The sequence below is a fragment of the Streptomyces sp. YKOK-I1 genome (assembly GCF_054660435.1).
In genome coordinates this window covers 5,249,119-5,268,209 of the sequence record NZ_BAAGDR010000001.1, presented here as the reverse complement: position 1 = coordinate 5,268,209, position 19,091 = coordinate 5,249,119, and the positions used below count along the sequence as shown (strand labels likewise).

The window sequence follows — 19,091 nt, the reverse complement described above, 5'->3', positions numbered from 1 at the left end:
CAGGAGCGAATTTCGGTGAGGTACGAGCTAGCGCTCGACCTCGCCGCGGATGAACTTCTCGACGTTCTCGCGGGCCTCGTCGTCGAAGTACTGGACCGGCGGGGACTTCATGAAGTAGCTGGAGGCCGACAGGATCGGGCCGCCGATGCCGCGGTCCTTGGCGATCTTCGCGGCGCGCAGGGCGTCGATGATGACACCCGCGGAGTTCGGGGAGTCCCAGACCTCGAGCTTGTACTCCAGGTTCAGCGGGACGTCACCGAAGGCGCGGCCCTCGAGACGGACGTAGGCCCACTTGCGGTCGTCGAGCCACGCCACGTAGTCGGACGGGCCGATGTGGACGTTCTTCTCGCCGAGCTCCCGGTCGGGGATCTGGGAGGTGACGGCCTGGGTCTTGGAGATCTTCTTGGACTCCAGGCGGTCGCGCTCGAGCATGTTCTTGAAGTCCATGTTGCCGCCGACGTTCAGCTGCATGGTGCGCTCCAGGACGACACCGCGGTCCTCGAACAGCTTCGCCATGACGCGGTGCGTGATGGTGGCGCCGACCTGGGACTTGATGTCGTCACCGACGATCGGCACGCCCGCCGCGGTGAACTTGTCCGCCCACTCCTTGGTGCCGGCGATGAAGACCGGGAGGGCGTTCACGAAGGCGACCTTGGCGTCGATGGCGCACTGGGCGTAGAACTTCGCCGCGTCCTCGGAGCCGACCGGCAGGTAGCAGACGAGGACGTCGACCTGCCGGTCCTTGAGGATCTGGACGATGTCGACCGGCTCGGCCTCGGACTCCTCGATGGTCAGGCGGTAGTACTTGCCGAGACCGTCGAGGGTGTGGCCGCGCTGCACGGTGACACCGGTGCTGGGCACGTCGCAGATCTTGATGGTGTTGTTCTCGGACGCCCCGATCGCGTCCGAGAGGTCCAGACCGACCTTCTTGGCGTCCACGTCGAACGCGGCGACGAACTCGACGTCACGGACGTGGTAGTCGCCGAACTGGACGTGCATCAGGCCCGGGACCTTGGACGCCGGGTCGGCGTCCTTGTAGTACTCGACGCCCTGCACCAGCGATGCGGCGCAGTTGCCCACACCGACGATGGCTACGCGAACCGAACCCATTCCGGTTGCTCCCTGTGTGTACGAGTGAGGCCCTGGCTGGGCGCTCACGGGGTGGTGTCGCCGGACGTATCCGTCCCGGGGGTGTCCCCGGGACGGGGCAGGACGCCCGGCGCTCCAGTGGTGTTCTGCTGAGCGGACTCCCCGGAGGCGGAACCCTTCAGGTCCCGTCCGGCCCGCTCGCTCTCGATGAGCTCGTTCAGCCAGCGCACTTCGCGCTCCACGGACTCCATCCCGTGGCGCTGGAGCTCAAGCGTGTAGTCGTCGAGGCGCTCCCGGGTGCGTGCCAGCGAGGCGCGCATCTTCTCCAGACGCTCCTCCAGCCGGCTGCGGCGGCCCTCCAGGACGCGCATGCGTACATCGCGCGACGTCTGCCCGAAGAAGGCGAAACGGGCGGCGAAGTGCTCGTCCTCGTAGGCGTCGGGGCCCGTCTGCGAGAGCAGGTCCTCGAAGTGTTCCTTACCTTCCGCCGTCAACCGGTAGACGATCTTGGCGCGACGCCCCGCGAGGGGCGCGGCGAGGGCGTCCTCGGGGGTGTTCCCCGGTTCCTCGATCAACCAGCCGTTGGCGACCAGCGTCTTGAGGCAGGGGTACAGCGTCCCGTAGCTGAAGGCACGGAACACGCCCAGTGACGTATTGAGTCGTTTGCGCAGCTCATAGCCGTGCATCGGGGATTCGCGGAGCAGGCCGAGCACGGCGAACTCGAGGATGCCGGAACGTCGGCTCACTGTCGCCTCCTCTCGTCCGCAGCGCGCTTATCTCGCTCTGATGTATCGACTCGATACATCACGACGATAGAACGGCCTTCCGGATGCGACAAGAGGGACGGTGGTGAACGGGATCACATCACCGTTTCTTCGCAGCTGACTTGTCCGGAATGGGGCGAACCTTGGGGCTGGGTGGGTTTTGACGGTGCGTAGTCTGTGCGCCATGCAGACCACCGGGACCCGAGGGACGCCGGGGGGCGTCGAGGCCCCCGGTGCCGTACGGGTGAATGCGCAGCCGACCGCATCCGTACTTCGGGGGGACAGGAAACCAGCCGCCCTTTTCAGGCGCGCACGGATGCGCCTGCCCTAGGAGTAATCGTTCGATGAGCGAGCACCGTCGCAAACCGCCGCAGCCGCAGGGAGGCGGACGTGCCGCGGCCCGACGTGGCCAGTCCGGGCCGTCCTCCGGCCGCCGCGCACCGCGAGGCGCCTCCGGATCTCCTTCCGACTATGGGTTCGGCCAGGTGTCGGGAAGTCCGGAGCAGTCGTACGGCAGCCGCGCCGACGCCCGGCGCGCCGCCCAGCGACCGCCCGGCGGCCGGCGCAGAGGGGCCGAGCCCGCGGGAGACCACTTCGGCGGCCCGCACGGGCCCGGCCGGGGCAGAGGGCGCTCGGCGCCCGGCAGAAAGCGCCTGATCGACTATCCGCGCGCCGACAGGTACGGCTGGCAGCGCTGGATTCCGTCCTGGAAGCTCGTCGCCGGTCTGTTCATCGGCTTCGTCGGCGGCATGGTGGCCGTGGCCGGCATCGGCTACGCCATGGTGGGCGTGCCCGACGTCGCCAAGACCGCGACGGCCCAGAACAACGTCTACTACTGGAAAGACGGCTCCCAGATGGTGGCCACCGGTGGTGAGACGAACCGTCAGAACATCTCGCTCTCCCAGATCCCGCAGGAAATGCGCTACGCGGTGATCTCGCAGGAGAACAAGACCTTCTACGACGACAGCGGCATCGACCCCAAGGGCATCGCCCGGGCCCTGTTCAACATGGCCCGGGGCGGCCAGACGCAGGGTGGTTCGACCATCACCCAGCAGTACGTCAAGAACGCGATGCTGAACGACCAGTCGCAGACGATCTCCCGCAAGTTCAAGGAGATCTTCGTGTCGATAAAGGTGGGCGCCGAGGTCGACAAGGACACGATCATGGCCGGCTACCTGAACTCCGCGTACTACGGACGCAACGCGTACGGGATCCAGGCCGCCGCCCGCGCCTACTTCAACAAGGACGCGATCAAGCTCAACCCGGGCGAGTGCGCCTTCCTGGCCGCCATGCTCAAGGGCGCCACGTACTACGACCCGGCGGGCGCGACCTCGATCGACCCCGTCGGCGCCACGCCCTTGAAGAACACCCGGCGGGCCACGCTCCAGATGCAGGACACCCTGGACAAGATGGTCGAGTACGGCCACCTCGACGCCTCGGTCCGCGCCAAGTACACCAAGCTCCCCGCGGTGAAGAACCCGCGGTCGAACACCCAGCTCAGCGGTCAGATCGGCTATCTCGTCGACCTCGCCAACGGCTACCTGGTCACCCACAGCAAGGAGACCGGGATCACGCAGAACCTGCTCCAGCAGGGCGGCTACTCGATCTACACGACTTTCGACAAGAAGAAGGTCCAGGAGCTCGAGGACGCGGTGACCAAGGTCCAGAAGGCCAACATCAAGCCGAAGGAACGCCCGGACACCGACACCCACGTCCAGTTCGGCGGGGCGTCCGTGGAGCCGGACACCGGCGCCATCCGGGCCATCTACGGCGGTGAGGACGCCACCAAGCACTTCACCGACAACGCCGACGAAACCGGTGCCCAGGTCGGTTCGACCTTCAAGCCGTTCGTGCTGGCGGCCGCGATGACCTGGGGCGTGCGCGACCCCGACCTGGGCTCGTCGCAGGCGCAGGACGAGCGCACCATCGTCTCCCCGGAGAGTCTGTTCAGCGGCAAGAACAAGCTGAAGATCGAGGACTACAACCGCACGGTCTGGAAGAACGAGAAGGGCGAGGAGTGGCTCCAGACCAATGACGGCAACGAGTCGTACGGCACCGCGCCCGACTTCAAGATCGACCTGCGCGAGGCCATGCGCGAGTCGGTGAACTCCGCCTTCGTTCAGCTCGGCATGGATGTCGGTCTGGACAAGGTCAAGGACTCCGCCGTCAGCGCGGGCCTGCGGGAGAGCAGCCTCGCCGGCACCACCTTCCCCTCGTTCTCGATCGGTATCTCCGACCCGAGCGCGATCCGGATGGCGGGCTCCTACGCCACCTTCGCCGCGAGCGGCAAGCAGCGCGACCCGTACTCCGTGGAGAAGGTCACCAGCGAGGAAGGCCAGATCTTCACGCACAAGGTCGTGTCGAACCAGGCCTTCACCTCGAAGGTCGCCGACAACGTCACGGACGTCCTGAAGACCGTGGTCGAGCGGGGCACCGGCACCAACGCCCAGCTGCCCGGCCGTGAGGTGGCCGGCAAGACCGGTACCACCGACGGCAACAAGTCGGCCTGGTTCGTGGGCTACACGCCGCAGCTGTCGACCGCGATCAGCATGTTCCGGCTCGACGACGACGAGAAGAACAAGAACCGCACGTTCCTGGAGATGTTCGGGACGGGTGGCCAGAAGAAGATCCACGGTGCCTCGTTCCCGGCGCAGATCTGGCACGACTACATGGCGGCCGCGCTGGAGGGCACGCCGGTGAAGGACTTCCCGGAGCCCGAGCCCATCGGTGAGGTCGTCAACGCGGAACCGTCGGCGACGCCGACCCCCACGGCCACCGAGACCGAGGAGGCGGAGCCGTCCCCGACCCCGACCGCCACGGAGACACAGATCCAGCCTTCGCCCACGGCGACGGAGACCTGTGGCAACTTCTTCGAGTGCAACACCGCGGGCACGAGCAACGGCAACTCCAACGGTGGCTCGGACGGGGACTCCTCAGCGACACCGACCGCCACCGAGACGGACAGCACCAGAGGCAACCAGAACGGAGGCCTCTTCGGAGGATCGGACGGATAGCCGTCCGATTGCCCGGCACGGGTGTTTCACGTGAAACATGTGGATGTTCCACGTGAAACGAGAGCCGCCCCACCGAACCTGGTGGGGCGGCTCTCGGCTTTTTCCTAACTCGGTACGGCAGGATGTGCCCCATGCCCAGTGCAGAATCGACGCCCGCGCGCGTGGCCGAGCCGGAGCCGGTGCAGCCGACCAGGAACGACAAGGTGGCCTCGGCCGGCAGTGAGCTGATCGGCGGCCCCCTAGGACAGCGAGCCCTGATCGGGATGTCCTGGTGGACGCCCGTACGGGTCGTCGCGCTCATGGCGATCGGGATGTTCGCCCTGGGCCTGGTCCAGAAGATGCCCTGCTACGACGGGGGCTGGTTCTTCGGCGCCGGCACGCAGTACACCCACGCCTGCTACTCGGACATCCCGCACCTCTACCAGGGGCGTGGCTTCGCCGATGGGCTGGTGCCGTACTTCGACAAGCTCCCCGGCGACATGGACTACCTCGAATACCCGGTGCTGACCGGTGTGTTCATGGAGGTCGCCGCCTGGCTGACGCCGGGCAGCGGCAGCATCCAGCACCAGGAGCAGTGGTACTGGATGGTCAACGCGGGGATGCTGATGGCCTGCGCGGCCGTCATCGCCGTCTGTGTGAGCCGTACGCACGCCCGGCGCCCCTGGGACGGCCTGCTGGTGGCCCTGGCGCCCGCCTTCGCACTGACCGCCACCATCAACTGGGACCTGCTGGCCGTCGCCCTGACGGCCGCGGCGATGATGATGTGGTCGCGGGGCCGCTCGCTCGCCTTCGGTGTCCTCCTGGGGCTCGCCACGGCCGCCAAGCTCTATCCCGTGTTCCTCCTCGGACCCCTGTTCGTGCTCTGCTGGCGCGCGGGGAAGTGGCGGGACTACGGCAAGGCCTTCGGCGGCGCGGCCGTCGCCTGGCTGGTGGTCAATCTGCCGGTGATGCTCTTCGCCTTCGAGGGCTGGTCGAAGTTCTACCGCTTCAGCCAGGAGCGCGGCGTCGACTTCGGATCCTTCTGGCTGATCCTGGCGCAGAACTCCAGCGACCCCCTCGCCACCGACAGCGTGAACACCCTCGCCACCCTCCTGGTGGTCGTGTGCTTCGCCGGCATCGCCTGGCTGACGCTGACCGCGCCGCGCCGCCCCCGGTTCGCCCAGCTCGCCTTCCTGGTGGTGGCGGCCTTCATCGTCACCAACAAGGTCTACTCGCCGCAGTACGTCCTGTGGCTGGTGCCGCTGGCCGTGCTGGCCCGGCCGAAGTGGCGGGACTTCCTGATCTGGCAGGCGTGCGAGGTCGCGTACTTCCTGGGCATCTGGTTCTACCTCGCCTACACGACCAGCGGAGATGCCCACAAGGGACTGCCGACCGACGGCTACCACTGGGCCATCGGGGTGCATCTGCTGGGGACGCTCTACCTGTGCGCCGTGGTCGTGCGCGACATCCTGATGCCGGAGCGGGACGTGGTGCGCCAGAACGGCGACGACGACCCCTCGGGCGGGGTGCTCGACGGGGCGGAGGACGTCTTCGTCCTCGGCGCCGCGGCGCATCCGCCCCGGCACGCCTCCCACGCCGAGGGGCCGCAGCTGGACTGGGGCACCCAGCACGAGGTGGAGTGGGGCAGGCAGGGCACCACCGACGGTTCGCCCTGAGCGAACAGGGGCGTCCCACCAGCATGAAAGAGGCCGTACACGGGACATCGTGTACGGCCTCTTCGGTGTGCTGGTCCGCTCAGCGGTCCACCAGCCGGTCGAACTGGGTCGTGGTGTGGCGCAGATGGGCCACCAGCTCGTCGCCGACGGTGGGCTCCGGGGCGTCCGAGGGGACGAAGAGGATCGACACCTGCATGTGCGGCGGCTCGGCGAACCAGCGCTGCTTGCCGCCCCAGACGAACGGGGAGAGGTTGCGGTTGACCGTGGCGAGGCCGGCCCGGGCGACGCCCTTGGCGCGCGGCATGACGCCGTGCAGGGCCTTGGGGGCCTCCAGGCCCACCCCGTGCGAGGTACCGCCCGCCACGACCACCAGGAAGCCGTCCGAGGCCGCCTTCTGCTGGCGGTAACCGAAGCGGTCGCCCTTGGCGACGCGGGTGACGTCCAGGACCGCCCCGCGGTACTCGGTGGCGTCGTGGTCCCCCAGCCACAGCCGGGTGCCGATCCGGGCGCGGAACCGGGTCTGCGGGAACTGCTGCTGCAACCGGATCAGCTCATCGGCCTTGAGGTGGCTGACGAACATGGTGTGCAGCGGCAGCCGGGCCGCGCGCAGCCGGTCCATCCAGCCGATGACCTCCTCGACGGCGTCGGAGCCGTCGGTGCGGTCCAGCGGGAGATGGATGGCGAAACCCTCCAGCCGGACGTTCTCGATCGCGGAGTGCAGCTGCGACAGGTCCTGCTCGCTGATGCCGTGCCGCTTCATCGACGACATCACCTCGATGACCACCCGCGCGCCCACGAGGCCGTACACACCGTCCACCGACGACACCGAGCGCACCACCCGGTCGGGCAGCGGAACGGGCTCCTCGCCGCGCCGGTACGGCGTCAGCACCAGCAGGTCGCCGCTGAAGAAGTCCTTGATGCGCGCGGCCTCGTACGTCGTGCCGACCGCGAGGATGTCCGAGCCCAGCCGGGTCGCCTCCTCCGCCAGCCGCTCGTGTCCGAAGCCGTAGCCGTTGCCCTTGCAGACCGGGACGAGCCCCGGGAACTGCTCCTGCACGTGCTTGTGGTGCGCCCGCCAGCGCGCGGTGTCGACGTAGAGCGTGAGCGCCATGGCCGGACCTGGGACCTTTCTCGTGGCTGGGAAGAGGTGGGGTGTGACGTCAGCGGCGTGACATGTAGATGTCGAGCGCCTTGTGGAGCAGCTTGTTCAGCGGGAAGTCCCACTCGCCGAGGTACTCGGCCGCCTGGCCGCCCGTGCCGACCTTGAACTGGATCAGTCCGAAGAGGTGGTCGGTCTCGTCCAGCGAGTCGGAGATGCCGCGCAGGTCGTAGACGGTGGCGCCGAGCGCGTAGGCGTCGCGCAGCATCCGCCACTGCATGGCGTTGGACGGGCGGAACTCACGGCCGATGTTGTCGGAGGCGCCGTAGGAGTACCAGACGTGGCCGCCGACGATCAGCATCGTCGCCGCCGACAGGTTCACCCCGTCGTGGCGGGCGAAGTACAGCCGCATGCGGTTGGGGTCCTCGCTGTTGAGGGCCGTCCACATGCGCTGGAAGTACGACAGCGGGCGCGGCCGGAAGTGGTCGCGCACGGCCGTGATCTCGTACAGCCGCTGCCATTCCTCGAGGTCGTGGTAGCCGCCCTGGACGACCTCGACGCCGGCCTTCTCGGCCTTCTTGATGTTGCGGCGCCACAGCTGGTTGAAGTTCTTGTGGACCTCTTCGAGGGAGCGGTTCGCCAGCGGCACCTGGTAGACGTAGCGCGGCTGGACGTCGCCGAAGCCCGCGCCGCCGTCCTCGCCCTGCTGCCAGCCCATCCGGCGCAGCTTGTCGGCCACCTCGAAGGCGCGCGGCTCGATGAAGTCCGCCTCGATGTCGCGCAGCCGCTTCACGTCCGGGTTCTGGATGCCCGCCTTGATGGAGGTGGCCTCCCAGCGCCGGATGATCACCGGCGGGCCCATCTTCACCGAGAACGCGCCCTGCTGCTTGAGGTGCGCGAGCATCGGCTCCAGCCACTCGGTCAGATTCGGCGCGTACCAGTTGATGACCGGGCCCTCGGGCAGATAGGCGAGGTAGCGCTTGATCTTCGGCAGCTGCCGGTAGAGGACGAGACCCGCGCCGACCAGTTCGCCGGTCCGCTCGTCGAACCAGCCGAGGTTCTCCGACCGCCACTCCGCCTTGACGTCGGCCCAGGCCGGCACCTGCATGTGGCTCGCCGACGGCAGGCTCTGGATGTACGCCAGATGCTGCTCGCGGCTGATCGTCCTCAGGGTCAGGCTCATTCGGGGCGCTCCTCGGGCTGGTGTGTCCCCATGGGTACAGGGGCTCCGGCTCTCGCCGAAGCCTACTGCGCCGTGCGCGGGCCCCGACTGGGCGTACGGCACCTTCGCCCCGGCCAGTTGGAGGGCCGGGGCGTTACGTCAGGGTTCGTAGGTGTCCTACGAGTCCCGCGGCGCGGACGGTGTGCGTGGTGCGGTGGTTGCGGTGGTGCGCCGGCCGGGTCAGGTCACCACAGGCTGCCGAAGAGGCCGCCGTGCGCCATACCGAGGAAGAAGCCGACGCCGGAGGCGCCGAGACCCAGGATCAGACCGAAGCGCTGGCGGGTGGTCTCGGAGATCCACTGGCCGTACGCGCCGGTCAGGATCCCCACCAGACCGGTCCATGAGCTGAGCAGATGGAGGTTGTCGAACTGCGCGGTGACGAAGGACACGACTCCCAGCACCAGGGTCACCGCCATGAGGGTGTCCTGGACGGGATGGGGCTTTCCATCGGTGGCGAAGAGAGATCCGACTCCGGTGTTGGGTCGCAATGCCTGTGCCATGGGGCACCTCCTGCGGAAGACGGCGCACTGTAGCGCCATACACACCCGATGTGTACAGATTGGCTGCCCTCGGGACCGGATTTCAACCGGAAGCAGGTGTGCAGGTAGTCTGTACCGTCTGCACCGGTGTCTGCCCAGGCACAGCCAGGGACTCCGCCCAGATCAGAGCGGGGACGTCGGCATCCGACCCCCGATTGTCAGTGGCGGCCGATACCGTTGCGTACGCATCACAACCCTCCTGCCACGGAACGACCGTGGCCGCTGAGTCCGAAGGAGGTGGGTTCCACATGCGTCACTACGAGGTGATGGTCATCCTCGACCCCGATCTGGAGGAGCGCGCTGTCGCCCCCCTGATCGAGAACTTCCTCTCCGTCGTCCGTGAGGGCAACGGCAAGGTCGAGAAGGTCGACACCTGGGGCCGTCGTCGTCTCTCGTACGAGATCAAGAAGAAGCCCGAGGGCATCTACTCGGTCATCGACCTGCAGGCCGAGCCTGCGGTCGTCAAGGAGCTCGACCGCCAGCTGAACCTGAACGAGTCGGTCCTCCGGACCAAGGTCCTCCGTCCCGAGACCCACTGAGCTCTCCCGCTCAGCCGATCTCGGGATTCTGAGTAGCAGCACAAGCAGCCAGCAGCAGCAAACCCGCCGAGAGGTTCCCCCATGGCAGGCGAGACCGTCATCACGGTCATCGGCAACCTTGTCGATGACCCCGAGCTGCGCTTCACCCCCTCGGGTGCGGCGGTCGCGAAGTTCCGTGTCGCGTCCACCCCCCGCACCTTCGACCGCCAGACGAACGAGTGGAAGGACGGCGAGAGCCTGTTCCTGACCTGCTCGGTCTGGCGTCAGGCGGCGGAGAACGTCGCCGAGTCGCTCCAGCGAGGCATGCGCGTCGTCGTGCAGGGCCGGCTGAAGCAGCGGTCCTACGAGGACCGTGAGGGTGTCAAGCGCACGGTCTTCGAGCTGGACGTCGAGGAAGTCGGCCCCAGCCTGCGCAACGCCACGGCCAAGGTCACCAAGACCAGTGGTGGCGGCGGCGGTGGCGGCGGACGCGGTGGCCAGGGCGGTTACGGCGGCGGTGGCGGCCAGGGTGGCGGCAGCTGGGGCGGCGGCTCCGGCGGCGGTCAGCAGGGCGGCGCGCCGGCCGACGACCCGTGGGCGACCGGTGCTCCCGCCGGTGGCAACCAGGGCGGCAGCGGCGGTGGCTGGGGTGGAAACTCCGGCGGCGGCAGCGGCGGCGGCTACTCGGACGAGCCCCCCTTCTAGGGCTCGCATCCCCACTTCTTGATCACACAGGAGAAACACCATGGCGAAGCCGCCTGTGCGCAAGCCGAAGAAGAAGGTCTGCGCTTTCTGCAAGGACAAGGTCACGTACGTGGACTACAAGGACACGAACATGCTGCGGAAGTTCATTTCCGACCGCGGCAAGATCCGTGCCCGCCGCGTGACCGGCAACTGCACGCAGCACCAGCGTGACGTCGCCACGGCCGTCAAGAACAGCCGTGAGATGGCGCTGCTGCCCTACACGTCCACCGCGCGCTAAGGGAAGGGTGACCGACACATGAAGATCATCCTCACCCACGAGGTCTCCGGCCTCGGTGCCGCCGGCGAGGTCGTCGACGTCAAGGACGGGTACGCCCGTAACTACCTGATCCCGCGGAAGTTCGCGATCCGCTGGACCAAGGGTGGCGAGAAGGACGTCGAGCAGATCCGTCGTGCTCGCAAGATCCACGAGATCCAGACCATCGAGCAGGCCAACCAGGTGAAGGCCCAGCTCGAGGGCGTCAAGGTCCGCCTGGCCGTCCGCTCGGGCGACGCCGGCCGTCTCTTCGGTTCCGTCACCCCGGCCGACATCGCCTCGGCGATCAAGGCTGCCGGTGGTCCCGAGGTCGACAAGCGCCGCATCGAGCTCGGCACGCCGATCAAGACCCTGGGCGCCCACGAGACGTCCGTGCGTCTGCACCCCGAGGTTGCCGCCAAGGTCAACATCGAGGTCGTCGCGGCCTGATCGCGCGTCCGGCGTGAACAGCTTCGGCTGAACAGCCTCCGCTGAATCGCTGAGAAGGGGCCGCACCCACCAGGGTGCGGCCCCTTCTCAGCGTTCGCGTTCTTCCCGTTCCCGTTCTCGATGTTTCACGTGAAACGCCGGTTTCACGTGAAACAGTCAGCGGGTCGCGCCCGTGACGAGCCAGCGGCCGGAGCGGGCCCGCAGCCAGAGCGTCACCATCCGCACCGTCATCATCAGCGTCAGAGCGCCCCACAGCGCGGTGAGACCGCCGCCGAGGACGGGGACGAGCAGGGCTACGGGTGTGAAGACGGCGAGGGTGAGCACCATCGCCCAGGCCAGATACGGCCCGTCCCCCGCGCCCATCAGTACGCCGTCCAGGACGAAGACGATGCCGCTGATCGGCTGGGACAGCGCCACCACGAGCAGAGCGGGCAGCGCGGCATCCTTCACCCCGGAGTCACTGGTGAACAGCGGCAGAAAGACGGGCCGGGCCAGGATGACCAGCAGCCCGAGCAGCAGGCCGACGGCGATGCCCCACTGCACCATGCGGCGGCAGGCGTCCCGGGCTCCCTGGGCGTCCCCCGCACCGAGATAGCGGCCGATGATGGCCTGCCCGGCGATCGCGATGGCGTCGAGGGCAAAGGCGAGCAGGCTCCACAAGGACAGCGCGATCTGGTGCGCCGCGATGTCCGCATCGCCCAGACGGGCTGCCACGGCGGTGGCGATCATCAGGATCGCCCGCAGGGAGAGCGTACGGACCAGCAGCGGGACGCCGGCCTGGGCGGACGTCCTGATGCCGGCGGCGTCGGGCTGCAGCGAGGCACCGTGGCGGCGGGCTCCCCGGATCACCACGGCCAGATAGGCCGCGGCCATGCCGCACTGGGCGATGACCGTCCCCCACGCGGAGCCCGCGATCCCGAGCCCGGCGCCATAGACCAGGCCGGCGTTGAGGGCGGCGTTGGCGACGAAGCCCGCGACCGCCACATACAGGGGGGTCTTCGTGTCCTGGAGTCCGCGCAGCACTCCGGTCGCGGCCAGCACGACGAGCATGGCCGGTATGCCGGCCACCGAGATCCGCAGATAGGTGGTCGCGTAGGGGGCGGCGGTGTCCGAGGCCCCGAAGAGTTCCACGAGCGCCGGGGCCGTGGGCAGGACGGCGGCGACCACGACGGCGCCGAGCAGCAGCGCCAGCCAGATGCCGTCCATGCCCTGCCGGATCGCCGAGGTGAGGTCACCGGCTCCCACGCGGCGGGCGACGGCGGCCGTGGTGGCGTAGGCGAGGAAGACGAAGACGCTGACGGCCGTTGTCAGGAGCGCGGAGGCGATACCCAGTCCGGCGAGCTGGGCGGTGCCGAGGTGACCGACGATCGCACTGTCGGCCAGGACGAAAAGGGGCTCGGCGACGAGCGCGACGAAGGCCGGGACGGCCAGCGCGACGATCTCCCGATCGTGCTGTCGCCGGATGGCCCTGGGGGGCGCGGGAGCCTGTGTCATGGGCATCAATCTAATCGTCCACAGGTAAGAGATGCAATGGCGATGTGACCCTTACCTCTTGTTGCGTTGCGTGTCGCTTCCCCCCTTGCTCGAAGCGATCTTGCGCTGATGGGGGAAGTTTTTCTTCTGCACAGCCAGTGGATCGGAAAGGTGCAGGTCAGGGGCTGCCGACGGGAAAAGAAGAGGGCTTGTTCACAGGGCTGTCCACCGGGTCGTGCACAGGTTTTGCGGAGTTGTCCACAGCATCCGGGCCGTCGTCCACATGGCCTGTGGATAACCAGATTGGCTGACGGTGCCCGCGGGCCTACCGTGGTCCGGCGCCCGCTCCGTCCACCGGCCGCCGGAACCGTCACAAAACCGACGCGCCTGAACCGGAGTTGGGCCTCTCAGTTGTCAGTGCCGTGCCGTAGAACTGAGGTCACGGCGAGGTCCGCTCGGCGGACGGGAGGAGGTGGCTCGGTGAGCATTTCCGAGCCCTTGGACGACCCGTGGGCCGAGAGCGGACCCAGTGATCGTCTGCCTCCCGCCCGTCGCCGCGGCGGGGACGGCGGCCGAGGCCGTGACGAGCAGCACGAGCGGGGCCGGGACAGCGGTGAGTGGGAGGGCGGCTCCACCTTCGAGCGCGTCCCGCCGCAGGACCTCGACGCCGAGCAGTCCGTCCTCGGCGGCATGCTGCTGTCCAAGGACGCCATCGCCGACGTCGTCGAGGTCCTCAAGGGCCATGACTTCTACAAGCCCGCGCACGAGACGATCTACCAGGCGATCCTCGACGTCTACGCCAAGGGCGAGCCGGCCGACCCCATCACGATCGCCGCCGAACTCACCAAGCGCGGCGAGATCAACAAGGTCGGCGGCGCATCGTATCTGCACACCCTTGTGCAGACAGTGCCGACGGCGGCCAACGCCGAGTACTACGCCGAGATCGTGCACGAGCGGGCGGTGCTGCGCCGCCTGGTCGAGGCCGGCACCCGCATCACCCAGATGGGATACGCGGGCGACGACGACGTGGACGAGATCGTCAACCGCGCCCAGGCCGAGATCTACGCGGTCACCGAGCAGCGCACCAGCGAGGACTACCTCCCGCTCGGCGACATCATGGAGGGCGCGCTCGACGAGATCGAGGCGATCGGCTCACGCAGCGGCGAGATGACCGGTGTGCCCACCGGCTTCACGGACCTCGACTCGCTCACCAACGGGCTGCATCCGGGCCAGATGATCGTCATCGCCGCCCGTCCCGCGATGGGCAAGTCGACGCTCGCGCTGGACTTCGCGCGGGCCGCGTCGATCAAGAACAACCTGCCCAGCGTCATCTTCTCCCTCGAAATGGGCCGCAACGAGATCGCGATGCGTCTGCTGTCCGCCGAGGCCCGGGTCGCCCTGCACCACATGCGCTCCGGCACCATGACGGACGAGGACTGGACCCGGCTGGCCCGCCGGATGCCCGAGGTGTCGTCCGCGCCGCTGTTCATCGACGACTCCCCGAACCTGTCGATGATGGAGATCCGCGCGAAGTGCCGTCGGCTCAAGCAGCGCAACGACATCAGGCTCGTCATCATCGACTACCTCCAGCTGATGCAGTCCGGCGGCAAGCGCTCCGAGAGCCGTCAGCAGGAGGTCTCCGACATGTCCCGTAACCTCAAGCTCCTGGCGAAGGAGCTGGAGGTCCCGGTGATCGCGCTCTCCCAGCTCAACCGTGGCCCCGAACAGCGCACGGACAAGAAGCCGATGGTCTCCGACCTGCGTGAGTCCGGGTCCATCGAGCAGGACGCCGACATGGTGATCCTGCTGCACCGCGAGGACGCCTACGAGAAGGAGTCCCCGCGCGCCGGCGAAGCGGACATCATCGTGGGCAAGCACCGTAACGGCCCGACGGCCACCATCACCGTGGCCTTCCAGGGCCACTACTCCCGCTTCGTGGACATGGCACAGACCTGATCCGGCCCCGGGTGACATGAGTCCGGGTGAAATGAACTCGACGCCGGGATCGCGGGCGGGTGGACTGGGCCCATGACCACACCTCAGGAAGAGCTGCTTCCCGGTACCCGGCGTGCGCTGCTGCACCGGATCGCCGTGGCCCAGGCCGACGGTCGCGCCCCGTCGCTCGTCGCCGCGGTCGTCCGGGACGGACGGGCCGTCTGGCACGGGGCGCGGACCTCGGTCGACGGGCACGCTCCGGACGAGAACGTGCAGTACCGGATCGGCTCGATCACCAAGACCTTCACCGCCGTCCTCGTGCTGCGACTGCGCGACGAGGGAGCGCTCGACCTCGAGGACCCGCTGGAGAAGCATCTGCCCGGCACCGGGGCGGGGGAGCTGACCATCGCCCATCTGCTCGCCCACACGGGCGGGCTGGCGGCCGAGACACCCGGACCGTGGTGGGAGCGCACACCGGGATCGCTGCGGCCGGAGCTCGCCGACGTCCTGGGCGAGGGGACGGCCCTGCATCCGGCGGGCCGCCGCCACCACTACTCGAATCCCGGGTACGCCGTGCTGGGCGCCCTCGTGGAGAAGCTGCGCGGAGCGGCCTGGGAGGACGTACTCCGGCGTGAAGTGCTCGAACCCCTGGGCCTTGACCGTACGAGCGTCCGACCGCAGGCTCCTGCCGCGGGCGGCTGGGCGGTGCATCCTTGGGCCGACGCGATGCAGCCCGAACCCATCGAGGAGTACGGGCCGATGGCCCCGGCCGGCCAGCTCTGGTCCACCAGCGGGGACCTCGCGCGGTTCGCCGCCTTCCTGATGCGCGGCGACGAGCGGGTGCTGAGCGAGGGGACCCTGCGGGAGATGGGGACGCCCGCGACACCGGCCGAGGTCGCCGATCTCGCCGACGGAGCCACCTACGGGCTCGGGATGCAGATCCAGCACCGGGACGGACGGGTGCTCGTGGGCCACTCCGGTTCGGTCCCGGGCTTCCTGGCCAGCCTCACGGTCGCCGTGGCGGACGATGTCGCGGCCGTGGTCCTCGCCAACTGCACGTCCGGCCCGCTGCTGGGTCAGGTGGGCGCCGATCTCGTCCGGCTCGTGGCGGAGGCCGAACCGCGCATCCCGCAGCCGTGGCGGCCGCTGCGGGAGGTCGACCCGTCCGTGCTGGAGCTGGCGGGCCCGTGGTACTGGGGGACCAGTCCGAGCGTCCTGCGGGTGACGGCCGACGGTCTGGTCTCCCTGGGCCCGCTGTCGGGCGGTGGGCGCCGATCACGGTTCCGGGCCAACGGGGACGGCACCTGGACGGGTCTGGAGGGCTACTTCGCCGGAGAGGTTCTGCGGGCCGTACGGCGGCCGGACGGGACCGTGGACCACCTGGACCTCGGGTCGTTCGTGTTCACCCGCCGGCCGTACGAGGAGGGTGCCGCCGTGCCCGGTGGGGTGGACCCGGAGGGGTGGCGGGGGATCGGCTGACCGTTCCCCTGGAGAAGGGGGCCATGTTTCACGTGAAACATGGCCCCCTTCAGGTTCTTCAGAGCTGCAACTTGAAGCCCACGTGCGAGGCCACGAACCCCAGCCGTTCGTAGAAGCGATGGGCGTCGGTGCGGGTGACGTCGGAGGTGAGCTGCACCAACTGGCAGTTCTCCCGGCGGGATTCCTCGATCGCCCACTCGATGAACTGCGTGCCCAGACCGCCGCCGCGTTCGTCGGCGTGCACGCGTACACCCTCGATGACCGATCTGGTCGCACCGCGACGGGACAGGCCGGGGATGACCGTCAGCTGGAGGGTGCCGACGACGCGCCCCTCGCGTACGGCGACGACCAGCCGCTGGTTCGGGTCGGCGGTGAGCCGCTCCAGCGCGCTCCGGTACGGCGTGAGGTCGTCAGGTGACTCCCGCTGTGCGCCCAGCGGGTCGTCCGCGAGCAGGGCGACAATCGCGGGGATGTCCTCGGCGACGGCGGCTCGGATGTCGAGATCTCCCATGGCCGCACCCTACGCAGCCGGGGTGGGCGCGCTCTACGCGACGGCCGGCGCCTTCAGTGTCTCCACGACGCGTACCAGCGGTGCCAGTTCGGGGTTCTCGGCGGCTTGGTCGAGGGCCTCGCGCAGGGCGGTGTCATTGGTCGGCCGGGCCTCGGCGAGCAGGGCGAGGCCTGCCCCGGTGACGTTGGTGTAGATGCCCCGACGGTCGGTGGGGCACAGATAGCGCTCCAGGAGGCCGCGGTCCTCGAGCCGGGTGACCAGCCGGGTGGTGGCGCTCTGGCTGAGGACGACCGCGTCGGCGACCTGCTTCATCTGGAGATGACCCCCTTCGCCCTCGTGCTGCCGGCTGAGCACGTCGAGCAGGGAGTACTCGCGCACGCTCAGGTCGTGTCCGTGCTGCAGGGCGCGCTCGATGTGGGCCTCGATCCTGCCGTGCAGCAGGGAGAGGGCGCACCAGCCCTGGGCAAGGGCGGTGAGCGCGGGGTCCGTCGCGGTCATGGGCGTTCTCCTCGGTCCCGGAGCGGCTGGGACCAGGATAGAACAGCGCCGCGATAGTCGGCGGTTGCATATAGCCCGCGCCTGCAACTATTGTGAGCGCACGCAAAGCGCACCTGCAATCGTCTGGGAAGGTCCACCCCCATGCCTCTCGCGCTTCTGGCCCTCGCGATCGGGGCCTTCGGAATCGGCACCACCGAGTTCGTGATCATGGGCTTGCTGCCCGAGGTCGCGGCCGACTTCGGGGTCTCCATCCCCACGGCCGGCTTCCTGGTGACCGGCTACGCGCTCGGCGTCATGTTCGGCGCCCCGCTGATGACCGTCCTCGGCACGAGGGTCCCCCGCAAGCGGATGCTGATGCTGCTGATGGGCCTGTTCATCGTCGGCAACCTGCTCTCCGCCGTCGCCCCGGCCTTCTCCGTGATGCTGATCGGCCGGGTGGTCGCCTCGCTCGCCCACGGCGCCTTCTTCGGCATCGGCTCGGTCGTCGCAGCCGATCTGGTCGCCCCGGACAGGAAGGCCGGCGCCATCGCCATGATGTTCACCGGTCTGACCGTCGCCAACGTGGTCGGCGTCCCGCTGGGCACCCTCGTCGGACAGCACATCGGCTGGCGGGTCACCTTCGGGATCGTCGCCGCCCTCGGCGTGGTCGGCCTGGCCGGCATCGCCCGGCTGGTGCCCGAGATGCCTCGGGTACGGGGCGTGCGCCTGCGGCACGAACTGGCCGCCTTCAAGAACACCCAGGTGCTGCTCGCCATGGCGATGACCGTCCTCGGCTTCGGCGGCGTCTTCGCGGCCATCACCTACATCGCGCCGATGGCGACCCATGTCACCGGCTTCGCCGACGGCTCCGTCACCTGGCTGCTGGTCCTCTTCGGGCTCGGCATGGTCGCCGGCAACCTCGTCGGCGGCCGGTACGCCGACCGCGCCCTGATGCCGATGCTGTACGTCTCCCTGGGCGCCCTGGCGGTCGTCCTGGCCCTCTTCACCGTCACCGCCCACCACAAGGCCCTCGCGGCCCTCACGGTCGTCCTGATCGGCGCCCTGGGCTTCGCCACCGTGCCGCCGCTGCAGAAGCGCGTCCTCGACCAGGCGCACGGCGCCCCGACGCTCGCCTCGGCCGTGAACATCGGCGCCTTCAACCTCGGCAACGCGCTGTCCGCCTGGCTCGGCGGCCTCGTCATCGCCGCAGGTCTCGGTTACACCGCCCCGAACTGGGTCGGCGCCGCCCTGGCCGCCGGAGCCCTGGTCCTCGCCGTCGTCTCGTCGGCCCTGGAACGCCGTGCCGGTGTCCCCGGCAAGGTCGTCGCCGGCGCCGCCGCCCAGCGGGCGGCCGCCCACCTCTGAACCCGCCAAGCCCGCACGTCAGCCCCCGCCGACTCCCACAGCACCAACACCCACAGCAAGGACCCCGTATGAACACCACCACCGCCGCCGCACCTCTGACCATCGACGACGCCGAGGCCCTGGTCACGGCCGCTCGCCGCGCCGCCGAGGCGGCCGGAGCCACGGTCAGCGTCACCGTCCTGGACGCCGGCGGCCATCTGCTGGCCTTCCGGCGGGACGACCGGGCCGTGCTCATCTCGGGTGAGACGAGCACGCGCAAGGCCTATACCGCTCTCCAGCTCGACGCCCCCACCGCCGGCCTCGTGGACGCCGTGCGGCCCGGAGGCCCCTTCCACACCCTGCCCACCGCGCTCGACCGCCCGCTGCTGTTCATCGCGGGCGGGATTCCGGTCCACCGCGACGGCCGTCTCGTCGGCGCGATCGGAGTCGGCGGCGGCGCCCCCGAGCAGGACCACGCCTTCGCCGCGGCCGCCGTGGAGGCACTGGCCTGACGTAGTGCCGTGT

18 protein-coding genes are annotated in these 19,091 nt (G+C 69.0%); 10 read left to right on the top strand and 8 right to left on the bottom strand.

The genetic code is table 11. The features are described from left to right. Positions 1–27: 27 nt before the first annotated feature. On the bottom strand, positions 28–1,110 hold the full coding sequence (locus tag ACYQ8Q_RS23405; protein WP_460067651.1) for an inositol-3-phosphate synthase: 1,083 nt from the start codon (positions 1,108–1,110) through the stop codon (positions 28–30). A gap of 44 nt (positions 1,111–1,154) precedes the next feature. Then, on the bottom strand, positions 1,155–1,835 hold the full coding sequence (locus ACYQ8Q_RS23400; RefSeq protein WP_460067649.1) for a PadR family transcriptional regulator: 681 nt from the start codon (positions 1,833–1,835) through the stop codon (positions 1,155–1,157). Between the two features lie 362 nt (positions 1,836–2,197). On the opposite strand from ACYQ8Q_RS23400, the gene ACYQ8Q_RS23395 reads away from it, so the two are divergent. Next, positions 2,198–4,867, top strand: a complete 2,670-nt coding sequence (locus tag ACYQ8Q_RS23395; protein WP_460067648.1) for a transglycosylase domain-containing protein — start codon at positions 2,198–2,200, stop codon at positions 4,865–4,867. A 131-nt stretch (positions 4,868–4,998) separates the two neighbouring features. Next, entirely contained in the window at positions 4,999–6,522 is a 1,524-nt protein-coding gene (locus ACYQ8Q_RS23390; RefSeq protein WP_460067647.1) for a glycosyltransferase family 87 protein, read from the top strand. 79 nt (positions 6,523–6,601) lie between these two features. Here ACYQ8Q_RS23390 and ACYQ8Q_RS23385 read toward each other — a convergent pair whose 3' ends face one another. The 3 genes from ACYQ8Q_RS23385 to ACYQ8Q_RS23375 form a co-directional block, all read right to left on the bottom strand. Further along, positions 6,602–7,633: an alanine racemase gene (locus tag ACYQ8Q_RS23385; protein ID WP_055633669.1), complete on the bottom strand. Its 1,032-nt coding sequence runs from the start codon at positions 7,631–7,633 to the stop codon at positions 6,602–6,604. A gap of 49 nt (positions 7,634–7,682) precedes the next feature. Then, positions 7,683–8,804 (bottom strand): peptidoglycan bridge formation glycyltransferase FemX, encoded by a 1,122-nt coding sequence (gene femX, locus ACYQ8Q_RS23380; RefSeq protein ID WP_460067646.1) that lies wholly within the window; start codon positions 8,802–8,804, stop codon positions 7,683–7,685. Between the two features lie 224 nt (positions 8,805–9,028). Next, the gene (locus tag ACYQ8Q_RS23375; protein WP_067255432.1) at positions 9,029–9,343 is read right to left on the bottom strand and encodes a hypothetical protein; all 315 of its coding nucleotides are present in this window, start codon (positions 9,341–9,343) and stop codon (positions 9,029–9,031) included. Positions 9,344–9,630: 287 nt separating this feature from the next. On the opposite strand from ACYQ8Q_RS23375, the gene rpsF reads away from it, so the two are divergent. From rpsF to rplI, 4 genes are all read left to right on the top strand, one after another. Further along, positions 9,631–9,921, top strand: a complete 291-nt coding sequence (gene rpsF, locus ACYQ8Q_RS23370) for a 30S ribosomal protein S6 (protein WP_007383258.1) — start codon at positions 9,631–9,633, stop codon at positions 9,919–9,921. A gap of 81 nt (positions 9,922–10,002) precedes the next feature. Further along, a complete protein-coding gene (locus tag ACYQ8Q_RS23365; protein WP_460067645.1) occupies positions 10,003–10,605 on the top strand; it encodes a single-stranded DNA-binding protein in 603 nt (200 codons plus the stop codon). 40 nt (positions 10,606–10,645) lie between these two features. Further along, positions 10,646–10,882, top strand: coding sequence for a 30S ribosomal protein S18 (gene rpsR, locus ACYQ8Q_RS23360; protein ID WP_003949403.1), 237 nt, complete (start codon positions 10,646–10,648; stop codon positions 10,880–10,882). Between the two features lie 18 nt (positions 10,883–10,900). Beyond that, entirely contained in the window at positions 10,901–11,347 is a 447-nt protein-coding gene (gene rplI, locus ACYQ8Q_RS23355; protein WP_055633673.1) for a 50S ribosomal protein L9, read from the top strand. Positions 11,348–11,503: 156 nt separating this feature from the next. Here the strand turns inward: rplI and ACYQ8Q_RS23350 are convergent, their stop codons facing one another. Then, complete coding sequence (locus tag ACYQ8Q_RS23350; protein WP_460067643.1) at positions 11,504–12,841, bottom strand: MATE family efflux transporter; 1,338 nt, start codon at positions 12,839–12,841, stop codon at positions 11,504–11,506. 459 nt (positions 12,842–13,300) lie between these two features. On the opposite strand from ACYQ8Q_RS23350, the gene dnaB reads away from it, so the two are divergent. Both dnaB and ACYQ8Q_RS23340 read left to right on the top strand, forming a co-directional pair. Beyond that, the gene (dnaB, locus tag ACYQ8Q_RS23345) at positions 13,301–14,776 is read left to right on the top strand and encodes a replicative DNA helicase (RefSeq protein ID WP_460067642.1); all 1,476 of its coding nucleotides are present in this window, start codon (positions 13,301–13,303) and stop codon (positions 14,774–14,776) included. Between the two features lie 72 nt (positions 14,777–14,848). Beyond that, on the top strand, positions 14,849–16,234 hold the full coding sequence (locus ACYQ8Q_RS23340; RefSeq protein WP_460067641.1) for a serine hydrolase domain-containing protein: 1,386 nt from the start codon (positions 14,849–14,851) through the stop codon (positions 16,232–16,234). Positions 16,235–16,292: 58 nt separating this feature from the next. Here ACYQ8Q_RS23340 and ACYQ8Q_RS23335 read toward each other — a convergent pair whose 3' ends face one another. Together ACYQ8Q_RS23335 and ACYQ8Q_RS23330 are read right to left on the bottom strand one after the other, a co-directional pair. Beyond that, complete coding sequence (locus ACYQ8Q_RS23335; protein ID WP_460067640.1) at positions 16,293–16,745, bottom strand: N-acetyltransferase family protein; 453 nt, start codon at positions 16,743–16,745, stop codon at positions 16,293–16,295. Between the two features lie 33 nt (positions 16,746–16,778). Continuing rightward, positions 16,779–17,243, bottom strand: coding sequence for a MarR family winged helix-turn-helix transcriptional regulator (locus tag ACYQ8Q_RS23330; RefSeq protein WP_460067639.1), 465 nt, complete (start codon positions 17,241–17,243; stop codon positions 16,779–16,781). Between the two features lie 141 nt (positions 17,244–17,384). Here ACYQ8Q_RS23330 and ACYQ8Q_RS23325 point away from each other — a divergent pair, with 141 nt between their 5' ends. Together ACYQ8Q_RS23325 and ACYQ8Q_RS23320 are read left to right on the top strand one after the other, a co-directional pair. Next, the gene (locus ACYQ8Q_RS23325; protein ID WP_460067638.1) at positions 17,385–18,587 is read left to right on the top strand and encodes an MFS transporter; all 1,203 of its coding nucleotides are present in this window, start codon (positions 17,385–17,387) and stop codon (positions 18,585–18,587) included. 68 nt (positions 18,588–18,655) lie between these two features. After that, positions 18,656–19,078, top strand: a complete 423-nt coding sequence (locus ACYQ8Q_RS23320) for a GlcG/HbpS family heme-binding protein (RefSeq protein WP_460067637.1) — start codon at positions 18,656–18,658, stop codon at positions 19,076–19,078. Positions 19,079–19,091 lie beyond the last annotated feature (13 nt).

Bases quoted from the DNA above. Each gene is read 5' to 3' on its own strand.
- ACYQ8Q_RS23320 (WP_460067637.1), top strand. From the start codon at position 18,656: ATGAACACCACCACCGCCGCCGCACCTCTGACCATCGACGACGCCGAG.
- ACYQ8Q_RS23375 (WP_067255432.1), bottom strand. From the start codon at position 9,343: ATGGCACAGGCATTGCGACCCAACACCGGAGTCGGATCTCTCTTCGCC.
- ACYQ8Q_RS23365 (WP_460067645.1), top strand. From the start codon at position 10,003: ATGGCAGGCGAGACCGTCATCACGGTCATCGGCAACCTTGTCGATGAC.
- ACYQ8Q_RS23340 (WP_460067641.1), top strand. From the start codon at position 14,849: ATGACCACACCTCAGGAAGAGCTGCTTCCCGGTACCCGGCGTGCGCTG.
- ACYQ8Q_RS23325 (WP_460067638.1), top strand. From the start codon at position 17,385: ATGCCTCTCGCGCTTCTGGCCCTCGCGATCGGGGCCTTCGGAATCGGC.
- ACYQ8Q_RS23405 (WP_460067651.1), bottom strand. From the start codon at position 1,110: ATGGGTTCGGTTCGCGTAGCCATCGTCGGTGTGGGCAACTGCGCCGCA.
- femX (WP_460067646.1), bottom strand. From the start codon at position 8,804: ATGAGCCTGACCCTGAGGACGATCAGCCGCGAGCAGCATCTGGCGTAC.
- rpsF (WP_007383258.1), top strand. From the start codon at position 9,631: ATGCGTCACTACGAGGTGATGGTCATCCTCGACCCCGATCTGGAGGAG.
- rpsR (WP_003949403.1), top strand. From the start codon at position 10,646: ATGGCGAAGCCGCCTGTGCGCAAGCCGAAGAAGAAGGTCTGCGCTTTC.
- ACYQ8Q_RS23350 (WP_460067643.1), bottom strand. From the start codon at position 12,841: ATGACACAGGCTCCCGCGCCCCCCAGGGCCATCCGGCGACAGCACGAT.
- ACYQ8Q_RS23390 (WP_460067647.1), top strand. From the start codon at position 4,999: ATGCCCAGTGCAGAATCGACGCCCGCGCGCGTGGCCGAGCCGGAGCCG.
- ACYQ8Q_RS23385 (WP_055633669.1), bottom strand. From the start codon at position 7,633: ATGGCGCTCACGCTCTACGTCGACACCGCGCGCTGGCGGGCGCACCAC.
- ACYQ8Q_RS23330 (WP_460067639.1), bottom strand. From the start codon at position 17,243: ATGACCGCGACGGACCCCGCGCTCACCGCCCTTGCCCAGGGCTGGTGC.
- rplI (WP_055633673.1), top strand. From the start codon at position 10,901: ATGAAGATCATCCTCACCCACGAGGTCTCCGGCCTCGGTGCCGCCGGC.
- ACYQ8Q_RS23335 (WP_460067640.1), bottom strand. From the start codon at position 16,745: ATGGGAGATCTCGACATCCGAGCCGCCGTCGCCGAGGACATCCCCGCG.
- ACYQ8Q_RS23395 (WP_460067648.1), top strand. From the start codon at position 2,198: ATGAGCGAGCACCGTCGCAAACCGCCGCAGCCGCAGGGAGGCGGACGT.